Raw genomic sequence first — 13191 nt, forward strand, 5'->3', positions numbered from 1 at the left:
GGCATCACGCTCCACGTCCGAGATTGCGGGCGAACAGGTCCATCAGCTTGTCCCAGGTGGCCTCGGAGGCGACGGGGTTGTAGTCGGGCCGGGCGGCGAAGCAGTAGCCGTGGTGTGTGCCCGGCACCACCTCCACTTCGTGGCGCACGCCGGCCTTCTCGAGCGCGGCCTTGAGATCGGGCGCCACATGGGCGGGCACGCTCGGGTCGACTTCGGCGAAGCCGGCGTACAGCTCGCCCTGGATCTGCGCGGCCAGCAGGTGCGGCGAATCGGGCTTGTCGGTCACCATGTCGACGCCGTAGAGCGAGGCCACGGCCCGCACGCGGCTGAAGCGTGCGGCGACGGTGGTGACGAAGGGCCCGCTCATGCAGTGGCCGACGCAGCCGATCGGGCCGGGGCTCACTTGCTCCTGCGCGTCGAGGAAGGCGATCATGCCGCCCGTGTCGTCGACCACCGCGGCGTTGGACAGGCTGCGCATCGCGCCGCGAATCAGCACCGACATCGCCTCGGTGCGGCGCGACACGTCGAAACGCAGCGTGCCCAGGCGGTAGTAGAGGTCGGGCAGCAGGCAGTAGTAGCCGTGCTTGGCCATGCGCCGGGCCATGTTGCGCAGCTCTTCGCGAAAGCCGGGCGCGTCCATGTAGAGGATGACCGCGGGATACGGGCCAGGCGCCGACGGGCAGGCCGCGAAGGCCGGCATGCTGCCGTATTTGGTCGGGATGAGGGCGTCCTTCTCGATCATCGCGCGGCTCCCGCGGTGGCCAGCGCGGCGGCCTCGGTGCCGCCGTAGGGCAGGGTGGCGGTCCAGTTGTCGAGCATCTGCCGGGCGCCGGAAACGATCACCTCGTTGATCCACACGTACTTCATGAAGTGTTCGCGCACGCGTTTGCCCGATGCGACGATGCGCCGCGTGGCGTCGGCCACGGCGGCCTTGACCTCGGGGTGGTCGGCGCGGCCGGGGTGGCCCATGTCCTGCGCCAGGTCGAGCATGCCGAAGCTCAGATAGTCCACGCCTTCGATGGCGGCCAGCTCGCCGGCCAGTGCCAGGCCGGCGCGGCTTTCCAGCATCAGGCAGACCGACACGGCATCGTTGCAGGCCTGCATGTAGGTCGTGCGATCTCCGATGCGCATGCCGTGCTCGGGCCGGCCGGCACCGAACGACCGGGCGCCGATCGGCCCGAAGTAGGCGGCGTTGACCACCTGCCGCGCGTCTTTCAGGGTTTCGATGTGCGGCGCCACGATACCCTTCACGCCGCGGTCCATGAACCGCGTGATCGTGCCTGCCGACAGGTCGGGCACGCGCGCGATCAGCGTGAGCCGGTGGCGTTCCGCCGCCATGCACGCGGCTTCGATGTCGCGCCCGTCGAAGCAGCCGTGTTCGCCGTCGATGTAGATGAACTGCAGGTCGGCGGCGCTGAGCACCTCGATCACCGTGGGCGCGGGAAAGGTCAGGTGCACGCCGCGGATCGCATCGCCCGAGGCGGCTGCCCGCTTGACGTGGTTGGGAATCTTCAGCGGGTCGATGTGGAAGGTGTCGTGGTTCATACGGGTGTGGCCTGGGCCATCTTGACGAGGTCGGGTGGAAAGAGTTCAGGCAGCTTGGCGATGACGGGCGCGCAGGCCTTGCGGAAGGATTCGGCGTCCGGGTCGAGCGTGACCTGCATGCCCTGGGCCTTGAGGAAGGCGTAGGCCTCGAGCTCGTCCTTCTGGGTGTAGTCGCGCAGGTAGTTGTCGGCCTCCGTGGCCGCGGCCAGGAAAGCGGCCTTTTCGTCGGGGTTCAGGCTGGCGAAGAATTTCGGGTTGGCGATGGTGTAGCCGGTGGTCAGCACGTGGTCGGTCTTGGTGACGAACTTCTGCACCTCGTAGTACTTGTTCGACTTGACCACCGAAGGCGGCGTGTCCTGCCCGTCGGCCACACCCTGGCGCAGCGCAAGGTAGAGCTCGCTCAGGTCCACCGCCACGGTGGACGCGCCCATGGCCTGCATCATCGCGATGTAGGCCTTGGAGACCGGCACCCGCATCTTCAGGTCCTGCAGATCCTTGGCCGAAGTGACGGCGCGCTTGTTGTTGGTGATGCAGCGGAAGCCCAGGTCGGTCCAGCCGGTGAGCACGAAGCCCTTGTCCATGCAGCGCCTGGCCAATTCGGCGCCGAACGCACCGCCGAACGCGCCATAGGCCTGGGCCCGGCTCTTCCACAGGAAGGGCGCGTCGGTGATCGCCAGCTCCGGCACCCAGTTGCTCAGGCCGACGCCGATCGCGCCCATCTCCAGCGCGCCGCTGCGCACGGCCTGCCCGGTGTCGCGTTCGTTGCCCATCTGCGCATTGGGAAAGATCTGCACCTGGATCTTGCCGCCGGTCCTGGCCTCGATGCCTTTCTTGAACTGCACGGCCCAGAGATGCCAGCCGTGCATCAGCGGTGCGGTGTGGGCAAAGCGGATGCGTTTGGCGGCGGCCTGCGCAGCGGCTGGAAAGGGCAGCGCGGCGGCCAGCGCGGTGCCGGCGGCGGCGCCGAGCAGATGGCGGCGCACGCGGCTGGCGAGCGCCTGGGTGGGGTTGAAGGCGTTCAACTTGTCTCCTTGGTGGTCTTAGCTCTTGAATCCGAGCAGGTGCGGAAGAAAGGTGGTGATGGCCGGGAAGAACATCACCAGCAACAGCCCGGCCAGCAGCACCGACAGGTACAGCATCATGGGTTTGGTGGCGAGTTCGACCTTCGCCCCGCAGATCGCGCAGGCGACGTACAGCGCAATGCCGATCGGCGGCAGGATGACGCCCAGGCCGAACGACTGCGCCATCACGATGCCGTAGTGCAGCGGGTCGATGCCGAGCTGCTGCGCCACTGGCAGCAACAGCGGCGCGAGGATCACGATCGTGACGAAACTTTCCAGCAGCGCACCCAGCATCACGGTGATGATGATCACCGCCGGCAGGAAGGTGGCTGCGCCCAGGCCGGCGACGAAGCCGGCGATGGCGGTGGTCACGCCTTCGAGCGTCAGCGCCCACGAGAAGATGGTGGCCGCACTGACCGTGAAGAACACCATGCCGTTGAGCAGCGAGGCCTGGGTCAGGATCTCCCAGAAGCTCTTGCGGTTGATGTTGCGGTTGATGAGGCCCAGGCCCAGCGCGTACAGCACGGCGAAGGTCGACACCTCGGTCGGCGTGCCGATGCCGCCGACGATTCCGCCGATGAGGATGGCCGGCATCATCAGCGGCAGCAGCGCCTTGCGGCCCTTCTCGACCACCACCCTGGCGGGCGCCCGGGGAATCGGCGTCCAGCGGGCCGAGCCGGCGCGCAGCCGCACCACCAGCATCAGGCACAGGCCCATGGTGGCCGCGGGGATCAGCCCCGCGATGAACAGCGCGCCGGTCGAGATCGACGTGGCCGAGCCCAGCAGGATGAGCGCGATGCTTGGCGGCACGGATTCGGCCATGGCGGCCGAGGCCGCGAGCAGCGCGGCGCGTTCTTCCGGCGCATAGCCATGGGCCTGCAGTTTCTTGTTCATCGGCAGGCCGACCATCGCCATGTCGGCCGCCTTCGAGCCCGAGATGCAAGACGAGATGTAGACCCCGAGGATCATCACCTGCAACAGCCCGCCCTTCAGATGGCCGATCAGCGCACCGATGAATTCGACGATGTTCAGCCCGACGTCGGCCCGGTCCATGATGAAACCGGCCAGGATGAAAAACGGCAGGGCCAGGAAGATGAAGCCACCCGAGCCGCGCTGTGCGTTGACCACCACCGACACCATGTCGGCCGAGCCCATGGCCTGCACGCAGGCGATGCCGATCACCGCCAGCACGAAGCCGACCGGCACGCCAATGGCCGTCAGGCCGAAGAACATCAGGAACAGAAGCGCATACAGCACACTCGGGTTGGCGCCCAGGAACGCGCTGCCTGCCAGGAAGGCGAGGATCGGCAGCCCCACCAGGGCGGTGGCGGCCAGCCGGGTCCGCCAGCTGCGCGCCAGCAGCGACGCACCGGCATGCAGCACGAAGAGAAACGCACCGGCGGTGATGGGCAGCGTCATCCACGCGTACGAGATGTCGAGCAGCACGGTCTTTTCCTGCATCGTGGCCAGCAGCAGCGGCACCGAATAGCCGCCGATCAGCAGCGACACCAGCACCACGGTCCACTCGGCCGCGCCGCGCAGGATCTCCTGCCACTGTGCCGGCAGCCGGTCGACCAGCAGGTTGATGGCGATGAACTGACCGCGGCTGTAGGCCACTGCACCGCCGAGGAAGGCCAGCGTGACGAGGAACAACGGCGAAAGTTCGTCGATGCCCATCAGGGCCGACGAATGGAAGATCGCGCGGGCCATGGTGCCGGCGAACACCAGCAGCACCTGCAGCACCAGGGTCACGTTCAGCAGCCACAGCACGCCGCGGTCGACCCGCTTCATCCACGGCGGCAGCAGGTCCTGGTGGCGGGCCGCCTGGCTATTGGCCACGTGGGCCGACGGTACGGCCTCGGCGTCCGCGGGCTGGGCGGCGGCTGCAAACGTGTGGTCGCCATATGCCGGCGCCACCAGGGCGCCTTCCAGCTTGTTCATCTTTGTCTCCTCGTGCACCGAACGTTGGCGCTGCAGCTTCCTGCGTGCGCCTCCTTGGGGATCCGCTTCAAGGCCTCTGCGGGCCTGGGACGAATATTGACCTCTCATTCATATAAAAAAAAGTCAATTCTTGGAGGGGGTAACAATAGAATATTTCGATCATGAACGTCACCCTGGACCAGCTCAAGGCCTTCGAGCGGATCGTGCGCCTGGGCACATTCCATGCCGCGGCGATGGACTTGCATCTGACGCAGCCCAGCGTGTCGACCCGTATCAAGGAACTGGAGAGCGCGCTGAACGTGCAGCTGTTCGTGCGCAATGGCCCGCGCATCAGCATGACGGCCGAAGGCCATGCACTGATCGAATACGCGGACCGCACGCTCGGCACGGTGGGCGAAATCGTGCAGCGCTTCCGCACGCGGGACCCGCTGAAGGGCCTCCTGCGGCTCGGCATGAACGAGAGCTTCGCCATGATCTCGGTGCTCGACCTGGTGCGTCGGCTGGAGCACTACTACCCTGCGATCCGCACCTCGATCTTCGTCGGCGACACGGGCACGGTGAGCCAGATGCTCAACGAGCAGAAACTGGACATCGCCATCGTCTCCGATCCGAACGTCGACGCGCACGTGACGCAGCAAAGCCTGGGCAAGAACCATTTCGGCTGGTTCGCCCATTCCAGCTTCGCGATGACGCGCGAAACCTACACGCCGGCAGATCTCTGCGCGCTGCACCTGTTCATCAGCCCGCCCACTGCGCGGCTGCATGCCACGGCAACGAACTGGTTCGCCAGCGCACAGGTGACGCCGGAACGGGTCAGTACCTGCAATTCGCTGTGGGTGACGGTGCAAACCGTGCTGCAGGGGCTGGGCGTGGGGCTGCTGCCCATTCGCGTCATGCAGGCCGAACTGGAGTCTTTCCGCGTCAAGCGCCTGCCGGTCAAGCCCGAGATCGAACCCCACAACGTCTCGATTTGCTATCAGACCAGCGAATTCGGCCCCGGGCTGAGGACCCTGGTGGACCTGACCCGGGAACTGATCGAACACCACAAGCTTTTCCTGGGCGACGTGGCCTGACAGCCTGCTGAAATCTCCCCGCCAGTCGGCGCGTGACAGCCCACTGGCGCAGGCAGTTGATTACGGGCCCTGGTCTGCAGTGAGGTGCCCGCCGTTTTTTGTCTTCCCCTCGACGACGCGGTACACAGTCGTCTACGGGCCCGCCATCCGCCATCAGCCCGAGGGCTTCTTGCTCCGCCACGACGTGCGCTCCACCGGTAAGACCCCTGGTGTGGCGCCTGCTACCGCTGGCTGGGAACGCGGAACTTCGGCGTCGGCGTCCGACGCGCCGCAAGGCCCCAGGACGATTCAGTTCAGCTTGATGTCGTAGGTCTTCACGATGGCTGCATTGCGGTCGTATTCTTCGCGCACCGCCTGCCCCAGCTTGTCGACAGGCTGGGCTTCGATGGGGTCGAAGCCGTTGGCCAGCAGGCGCTGCTTCACGGCCGGCAAAGCGCCGATACGGGCCAAGGCAGCGTGGATTTTCTGGACGAGTTCAGGAGCCATCTTGCTGCTTGCGATCACCCCCATCCAGTTGCCGAACACCAGATCCGGGTAGCCCAGTTCCGTCATGGTCGGCACATTGGGCAATTGCGGCGAGCGCGCTTTCGATGCCACGGCGAACACCTTGAGCTTTCCACTGTCGATCAGCGACTTGGAGGTGGTGAGTCCGTCGAACATGAGAGGGATGCGGCCCGCCATCACGTCCACCAGCGCCGGGGGCGAGCCGGGGTAGGGCACGTGCTGCAGGTCCAGCCCCGCCTCCTTGCTGAACATCAGTCCCGCGTATTGCGAGCTGGTTCCGGGGCTGTACGAGGCAAAGCCGAACTGGCCCGGCTTGCCCTTGAGGTAGGCCACCAGTCCCTTCACGTCCGACGCGGGCAGCGTGGGCGAGCCCACGAGCACGGACGTGCCCTTGGCCACGGCGGCGATGGGCTTCACGTCCTTCAGCGGGTCGAAGCCGCCCTTGAGCACCAGGGGCACTTCGGTGAGGACGTTGCTCGCACACACCACCAGCGTCAGGCCGTCCGCCGGCTGCGACAGCATGTACTTGATGGCGATCGCGCCGCCCGCGCCGGGCCTGTTTTCCACCACCACGGTCTGGCCGGTTTCCGCCGCGAGGGCATCGCTCACCAGCCGTGCGAACACGTCGGCCGAGCCGCCCGCCGGCCCCGTCACGACCAGATGGATGGGCTTGTCGACCCAGGCAGAGGCGTTGACGGCAAAAGCGCTCGGCGCGGCCAGCAAAGCACAGGCGGCAGCGGCCAGCGCGTGGCGGCGGCTGATGGCGAAATGGGGCATGGGTGTCTCGTGTCGTAGTGTTTTCGAAGGGCCGGATCTTCGCCCCGCTGTCCGGACACCGCTTTGCTTAACGTGCCATTCACTTCGCTTTTCACGCCAACGGCCTGCGTCCCAGGTTCGCAAGTCGATATCCCGAAATTACAGAGCCAGTGTGTGTGCCGAACTTCGTTGCCGTCGACTGCTGTGCCTGTCTCCCCATCCGTACCGTGTACGTGAGGTGGGTGCTTGACTCCGCTACGTCACCTCGCGCCGGGTGACGTCAGCCGTAGAACGGCGAGTTCAGCCCGTCCGACAAGGCCGACGAGAGTCGTGCGATGGGGCGAGGACACAACTTGGCGCGTTGGCGGCTCATTGCAGCGCTACTCGTTGACCAGCCGCCTGGCTCGCAGGAGCGACCGGCGTCATGGTCTCGCGCACCAGTTGCGCATAGGCATTGGCGGCGGGTGACAAGGTGCGGGCAGCCAGCGTCACCAGGCTGTAGCGGGTCAGCATGTTGGCCTGGCCTTCGATGACCACGGGCAGCAATGCCGCGGCCTTGCCGGCTGCCACGCTGGCCACCGGTATCAGGATCAGAGCGTCCGCCTCCAGTGCCAGGTGCCGCAGGGTTTCGGAATCGTCGCAAGCCACGTTGAAGAAGGCGCGGTCTGTCCGGCTGGACAGGCTGTCGAAGTGCGTCGTGACAATGCCCGGCAGGTTCGGGCTTGCGATCGGAAAGTCCATCGCCCGGTCGACCGTCACCCGCTTCAGCTTCAGGAGCGGATGCCTGGCGCGCACGAAGAAAGCCACTGGCGTATTGGGGAGTCGCTCGATCTTCAAGCCCGGTTGCTTGACCAGGTCGCGCGTGTCGGCAATGAACAGGTCGATCTGGCGACGCTGGAGCCGCTCGCACAGCGTGATCGTGTCAGCGACCTCGACACGTGCCGTGAGTTGAGGGTATTGGCGGGTCAGCTGTGCCAGCGCCGCCCGGCCCGGCGTGGCGGCCGCGAAGGGCCCGAGGCCGACATGCAGGCTCCCCATCAGCAACCCGTCCAGCTTCAGCACGTCGCGCTGGATCTGAGCCGCATTGGCCAGCATTTCGCGCGCACGCGCCAGCACCAGTTCACCCGCTGCGGTAAAGCGCACCGTGCCGTAGGCCCGGTCGACGAGGCGGGTCTTCAGGCTCTCTTCCAGGTTTTCGATGCTGCGCGACAGCGCGGGCTGAGAGAGGTGGCTGGCCTCGGCTGCACCGCCGAAGCTGCCGCGCTCGGCAAGGGCCACGAGGTGTCGAAGCTGGCGCAGCTGCATTTTGCGAAATAGGTAAAAAGAAGAAGCATATTTTGCATTGGACAGTTATTTGTGCACTGCAGAAAATTCAGCCATTCAACACCCCGCAACAGAAAGACTCGACGTGAAATTCACACTGCACCGTTCGACGGAGACAACCCCCAGGATCAAGCCGTCAGGCACCCCATGGTTGGCCACGGCAGTCGCCGTTGCATGCGCCCTGAGCGCCTCGCTTGCCTTCGCGCAAGGCGCATCCAGCCCGGCGGAGCCGGCCACGCTCAAGGCCAACGCCGACATGGCGAAGACCTTGCCTTTCAACAACCGGCAGGACTTCGACGACGCGATGCGCGGCTTCATCGGCACGGTGCCCGACGCACTCGTGCCCGGCACCGGAACGCGCCCGGTCTTCAGCATGAAGCCCTACGAATTCCTCAAGAGCAGCGAGGCGGCCGATACCGTCAATCCGAGCTTGTGGCGCCAGGCGCAGCTCAACGCGATCCACGGCCTGTTCAAGGTGACCGACCGCGTCTACCAGGTGCGCGGCTTCGACATCGCGAACATGACCATCATCGAGGGCAACACCTCGCTGATCATCATCGACCCGTTGCTCACTGCCGAATCAGCACGCGTCGCGCTCGACCTCTACTACCAGCATCGGCCGAGGAAGCCGGTGGGCACGGTGATCTACACGCATGGCCATGGCGACCACTTCGGCGGCGTGAAGGGCGTCACGACCGATGCGGACGTGGCCGCCGGCAAGGTACAGGTCATCGCGCCGGGTGGCTTCATGGAAACCGCCGTGGCAGAGAACATCCTCGCCGGCAATGCCATGAGCCGCCGCGCGCAATACCAGTTCGGCTCGCTGCTGCCGCCGGGCCCGCGCGGCCAGGTCGACACCGGCCTCGGCAAGGCGCTGGCGCGCGGCAGCATCACGCTGATCGCGCCGACATCGACCATCGACAAGCCCACGGAACGTCGCACTATCGACGGCGTGGAGGTGGTGTTCCAGCTCGTGCCAGGTTCCGAGGCGCCGTCGGAAATGCTGATGTACCTGCCGCAGTTCCGCGTGCTCAACATGGCGGAGGACGTGACGCACACCATGCACAACCTCTACACCATCCGCGGCGCCGAAGTGCGCGACGGCAACCTGTGGGCCAAGTACATCGACGACGCCCGCGTGACCTGGGGCGACAAGACCGACTTCCTGGTCGCGCAGCACCATTGGCCGGTGGCGGGGCAGGGCCGCATCGTCGAGCTGATGAAGAAGCAGCGCGACATGTACAAGTTCATCAACGACCAGTCGCTGCGCCTGCTGAACCAGGGCTACACCGGCCAGGAGATCGCCGAGACGCTGAAGATGCCTGCAAGCCTGGAGCAGGAATGGTCGACCCGCGGCTACTACGGCACGCTGCGTCACAACGCCAAGGCTGTCTACCAGAAGTACCTGGGCTGGTATGACGCGAACCCGGCCAACCTCAACCCGCTGCCGCCGGTCGATTACGCACGCAAGACGATCCAGTACATGGGCGGCGCCGACGCGGTGATCGCACGGGCGCGCGACGACTTTGCGAAGGGCGAGTACCGCTGGGTCGCAAGTGCGATGAACCAGGTCGTGTACGCCGACCCGGCCAACAAGGCGGCGCGCGAACTGGGCGCCAACGCGCTGGAGCAGCTCGGCTATCAGTCCGAAGCCGGCACCTGGCGCAGCGCCTACCTCGTGGGTGCGATGGAACTGCGCACCGGCGTGCCGAAGATCAGCGGCGGCAGCAGCGTCAACGCGGACACGCTGAAGGCGGTGAGCAACGACCTGTTCTTCGACTTCCTCGGTGTGCGCCTCGATGCCACCAAGGCCGAGGGCAAGACGATGGTGATCAACTGGAACTTCACCGACTCGAAGCAGACCTTCGTACTGACCCTGGAGAACTCGGCGCTGACGCACTTGAGCAGTCGCCAGGATGCCGGCGCCGATGCCACGGTGACGCTAGCGCGCGCCACGCTCGACGCCATCACCTTGAAGCAGACGACCTTCCCCGAGGCCGTGCAGGCCGGGCTAGTGAAGATCGACGGCAACCGCGCGAAGCTGGGCGAGTTGCTTGGCATGCTGGACACCTTCGATCCCATGTTCAAGGTGGTCGAGCCGCGCGTTGCAGTGGATTGATCGCGCGGCCCGGGCGACAGCCGGAGGGGCGGGAAATCCCTGCCGCCTCGGCGCTTGAATTGCAAGAAGTTCCTTTGATAATCCGCATTAGCAATTTAGTAATGCGAATTAGCAACTGGAATTTCTTGCTTTCTGCCGTTCATGCCGTCCACCCGTCGCCTCACCCAGCACGACATCGCCAAGCTCGCCGGCGTGAGCCAAGCGACGGTTTCGCTGGTGCTCAATGGCGCGGACCCCGCGCTCGCGCGGATTCCGCCGGCAACGCGTGAGCGGGTGCAGAACATCATTCGCGAGACCGGCTACGTGCCGGACCCGATCGCCCGCCGCATGGCCAAGGGCTCGAACCGGATCCTCGCCGTGTTCACCTACGAGCCGGCTTTTCCAAGCGCGCATTCCGACTTTTTCCTCCCTTTCCTGTTCGGCATCGAGGAAGAGGCGCAGGCCCGTGGCTATGACCTGCTGATGCTGACCGGCGCAGGGCAGGGCGCGCAGCGCAAGATATTCGCCGAGGAGAGCCGGCTGCGCATCGCCGACGGCTGCATCGTGCTGGGCAAGACCTTCGATGCGGCGGAACTGGCGCGGCTGGTGGCAGGCGACTACCCCTTCGTGGCCATCGGCCGGCGCGAGGCTGCCGGCGGCCCGGTGCCCTTTGTCGGCGGCGACTATGCGACCGCCACCGGCGCGCTGGTGCAGCAGGCGCGCGAACTGGGGCATCGGCGGCTGGCCTATCTCGGGCACACGGGCCCGGCCGAATCGATGGCCGACCGATGGCAGGGCTTTTCCGCCGCGCTCGGCGCCGACCTGCACTTGGCCCTGCACCTGCCCGACGTCCCGGCCGGCGACGACGAACTGCTCGATGTGTTGCTGGCCAGCGGTGCCACCGTGGCCTTCTGCGTGGAACTGGCCGATGCGGTGCGCCTTGAGCGCGCCACCCATGCGCGCGGAATGCGCCTGCCGGCCGACTTGTCGGTGATCGCCATGGGCTCGCACATCCGCACCGAGGGCAGCGGCACGCGCTTCGCGTCCTTCGCCATCCCGCGCGAGGAGATGGCCCGGCAGGCGACGGCCATGCTCGTGCGAATGGTGGAAGGCCCCGCGCAAAAGGCCGCGCAGCAGTTGCTGCTGCCGTGCGAGCCGATCCGCGGCGAGACCCTCGGCCCGGCGAAGTCGCACCCGGAAAAGCCAGTTGAACGCGCCGATGCGGGCGAGACGACTTCCAAGGCGCCAGGCGCCATCCATTCCCCCGAACAATGAACATGCAAGAACTGAAGACAGACATCCTCGTCGTCGGCGGCGGCCTCGGCGGCGTGGCCGCGGCGCTGGGCGCCCTGGCGTTCGGCCGCAGCGTGGTGATGAGCGAGGAATACGACTGGATCGGCGGCCAGCTCACCAGCCAGGCGGTGCCGCCCGACGAGCACACCTGGGTCGAGCGCTTCGGCGTCACGCGGCGCTATCGCGCGTTGCGCAACGGCATCCGGCGCCACTATCGCGATCACTATCCGCTCACCGAGGGCGCGCGCGCTTGGGACGAATTGAACCCCGGCGCCGGATGGGTCAGCCGAATCTGCGCCGAGCCGCGCGTGGGCCTGGCCGTGCTGGAAGCCATGCTGGCACCTTACCGCGCCGGTGGCCTGCTGACGGTGCTCCAGCCGTACCGTCCAGTGGCTGCCGACACACAGGGCGACGCCGTCCGCGCCGTGACACTGCGCCATCGCGACACCGGCCATGAAGTCACCGTGCAAGCCGCCTTCGTCATCGACGCCACCGAACTCGGCGACCTGCTGCCGTTGACCGGCATCGAGTACGTGAAAGGCTTCGAAAGCCAGGCCGACACCGGCGAGCCGAGCGCGCCGGCTACCGCGCAGCCCGACAACGTGCAGGCGGTGTCGATCTGCTTCGCCGTCGATCACGTGGACGGCGACCACGCGCTCGACAAGCCGCGCAATTACGACCATTGGCGCGCTGTCCAGCCGCACTTCTGGGGCGGTCCGCTGCTGGGCTTCAAGGCGCCGCTGCCGCGCACGCTCGAAATCGTCGAGCGCTCGTTCACGCCCAATCCCGACGACGACCCGTTGCTGGTGGACGCCGACCAGCGCAAGGGCGGCGGCGACATGAACCTGTGGACTTTCCGCCGCATCGCGGCGCGGCGCAACTTCGTGCCGGGCGCGTATGCCTCGGACATCTGCCTGGTCAACTGGCCCATGATCGACTACATGGAGGGCTCGATCCTCGATGTGACGGAGGCCGAGAAGGCGCATCACCTGGCGCGCGCGGCGGAGCTGTCCTATTCGGTCTTCCACTGGCTGCAGACCGAAGCGCCGCGCGAGGACGGCGGCACCGGCTTCCCGGGCCTGCGACTGCGCGGCGACATCACCGGCACCACGCACGGTCTGGCCATGGCGCCCTACATCCGCGAGAGCCGGCGCATCCTGGGCGTGACGCGCATCGTCGAGCAACACCTGTCGCACGCGGTGCGCGGCGACCAGGGAGCGGTGCGCTACCGCGACAGCGTGGGTGTCGGCATGTACCGCATCGACCTGCACCCTTCCACGGGCGGCGACAACTACATCGACGTGGCATCGTGCCCCTTCGAGATCCCGCTGGGCGCCCTGCTGCCGCGTCGCATGACGAACCTGCTGGCCGGCGGCAAGAACATCGCGACCACGCACATCACCAACGGCTGCTATCGCCTGCACCCGGTGGAATGGAACGTCGGCGAGGTGGCCGGCATGCTGGCGGCCCATTGCCTGGAGACCGGCGCCATGCCGCACCAGGTGCAGGCCGACGACGCGCGACTGGCGACCTTCCAGGCGCTGCTGGAGCGCGCCGGCGTCGAGACGCATTGGCCCGACGTTCGCGCCTACTGAAA

The 13191-nt window shown here is 66.6% G+C and carries 10 protein-coding genes; 4 read left to right on the plus strand and 6 right to left on the minus strand.

Annotation, left to right across the window (positions count from 1 at the left end; translation table 11 throughout):
* Positions 1-4: 4 nt before the first annotated feature.
* From HCU76_RS11300 to HCU76_RS11315, 4 genes are read right to left on the minus strand one after another with little or no spacing between them, the layout of a single operon-like run.
* Entirely contained in the window at positions 5-742 is a 738-nt protein-coding gene (locus HCU76_RS11300) for a dienelactone hydrolase family protein (protein WP_218509298.1), read from the minus strand.
* The gene (locus HCU76_RS11305) at positions 739-1545 is read right to left on the minus strand and encodes an HpcH/HpaI aldolase/citrate lyase family protein (RefSeq protein ID WP_218509299.1); all 807 of its coding nucleotides are present in this window, start codon (positions 1543-1545) and stop codon (positions 739-741) included. The genes HCU76_RS11300 and HCU76_RS11305 overlap by 4 nt, the downstream gene beginning before the upstream one ends.
* Complete coding sequence (locus tag HCU76_RS11310; protein WP_218509300.1) at positions 1542-2567, minus strand: TRAP transporter substrate-binding protein; 1026 nt, start codon at positions 2565-2567, stop codon at positions 1542-1544. Before HCU76_RS11310 ends, HCU76_RS11305 begins: the two co-directional genes overlap by 4 nt.
* Before the next feature lie 18 nt (positions 2568-2585).
* Complete coding sequence (locus HCU76_RS11315) at positions 2586-4547, minus strand: TRAP transporter large permease subunit (protein WP_218509301.1); 1962 nt, start codon at positions 4545-4547, stop codon at positions 2586-2588.
* A 161-nt stretch (positions 4548-4708) separates the two neighbouring features.
* On the opposite strand from HCU76_RS11315, the gene HCU76_RS11320 reads away from it, so the two are divergent.
* Complete coding sequence (locus HCU76_RS11320) at positions 4709-5620, plus strand: LysR family transcriptional regulator (RefSeq protein WP_213953680.1); 912 nt, start codon at positions 4709-4711, stop codon at positions 5618-5620.
* 288 nt (positions 5621-5908) lie between these two features.
* On the opposite strand, the gene HCU76_RS11325 is transcribed toward HCU76_RS11320, so the two are convergent.
* Both HCU76_RS11325 and HCU76_RS11330 read right to left on the minus strand, forming a co-directional pair.
* Complete coding sequence (locus HCU76_RS11325) at positions 5909-6901, minus strand: tripartite tricarboxylate transporter substrate binding protein (RefSeq protein ID WP_213953681.1); 993 nt, start codon at positions 6899-6901, stop codon at positions 5909-5911.
* Positions 6902-7249: 348 nt separating this feature from the next.
* A complete protein-coding gene (locus HCU76_RS11330) occupies positions 7250-8185 on the minus strand; it encodes a LysR family transcriptional regulator (RefSeq protein WP_213953682.1) in 936 nt (311 codons plus the stop codon).
* A 169-nt stretch (positions 8186-8354) separates the two neighbouring features.
* Between HCU76_RS11330 and HCU76_RS11335 the strand changes: the two genes are divergently transcribed.
* From HCU76_RS11335 to HCU76_RS11345, 3 genes are all read left to right on the plus strand, one after another.
* The gene (locus HCU76_RS11335) at positions 8355-10322 is read left to right on the plus strand and encodes an alkyl/aryl-sulfatase (protein ID WP_218509398.1); all 1968 of its coding nucleotides are present in this window, start codon (positions 8355-8357) and stop codon (positions 10320-10322) included.
* Positions 10323-10463: 141 nt separating this feature from the next.
* Positions 10464-11576, plus strand: a complete 1113-nt coding sequence (locus HCU76_RS11340) for a LacI family DNA-binding transcriptional regulator (RefSeq protein ID WP_218509302.1) — start codon at positions 10464-10466, stop codon at positions 11574-11576.
* Positions 11573-13189, plus strand: a complete 1617-nt coding sequence (locus HCU76_RS11345; RefSeq protein WP_218509303.1) for an FAD-dependent oxidoreductase — start codon at positions 11573-11575, stop codon at positions 13187-13189. The genes HCU76_RS11340 and HCU76_RS11345 overlap by 4 nt, the downstream gene beginning before the upstream one ends.
* Positions 13190-13191: the final 2 nt, after the last annotated feature.

Source organism: Variovorax sp. dw_308 (genome assembly GCF_019207085.1).
In the GTDB taxonomy this organism is placed as follows: domain Bacteria; phylum Pseudomonadota; class Gammaproteobacteria; order Burkholderiales; family Burkholderiaceae_C; genus Variovorax.

Excerpts from the sequence above, each read along its gene's own strand:
- HCU76_RS11320 (WP_213953680.1), top strand. The coding sequence starts at position 4,709 with ATGAACGTCACCCTGGACCAGCTCAAGGCCTTCGAGCGGATCGTGCGC.
- HCU76_RS11305 (WP_218509299.1), bottom strand. The coding sequence starts at position 1,545 with ATGAACCACGACACCTTCCACATCGACCCGCTGAAGATTCCCAACCAC.
- HCU76_RS11330 (WP_213953682.1), bottom strand. The coding sequence starts at position 8,185 with ATGCAGCTGCGCCAGCTTCGACACCTCGTGGCCCTTGCCGAGCGCGGC.
- HCU76_RS11315 (WP_218509301.1), bottom strand. The coding sequence starts at position 4,547 with ATGAACAAGCTGGAAGGCGCCCTGGTGGCGCCGGCATATGGCGACCAC.
- HCU76_RS11325 (WP_213953681.1), bottom strand. The coding sequence starts at position 6,901 with ATGCCCCATTTCGCCATCAGCCGCCGCCACGCGCTGGCCGCTGCCGCC.
- HCU76_RS11300 (WP_218509298.1), bottom strand. The coding sequence starts at position 742 with ATGATCGAGAAGGACGCCCTCATCCCGACCAAATACGGCAGCATGCCG.
- HCU76_RS11345 (WP_218509303.1), top strand. The coding sequence starts at position 11,573 with ATGAACATGCAAGAACTGAAGACAGACATCCTCGTCGTCGGCGGCGGC.
- HCU76_RS11340 (WP_218509302.1), top strand. The coding sequence starts at position 10,464 with ATGCCGTCCACCCGTCGCCTCACCCAGCACGACATCGCCAAGCTCGCC.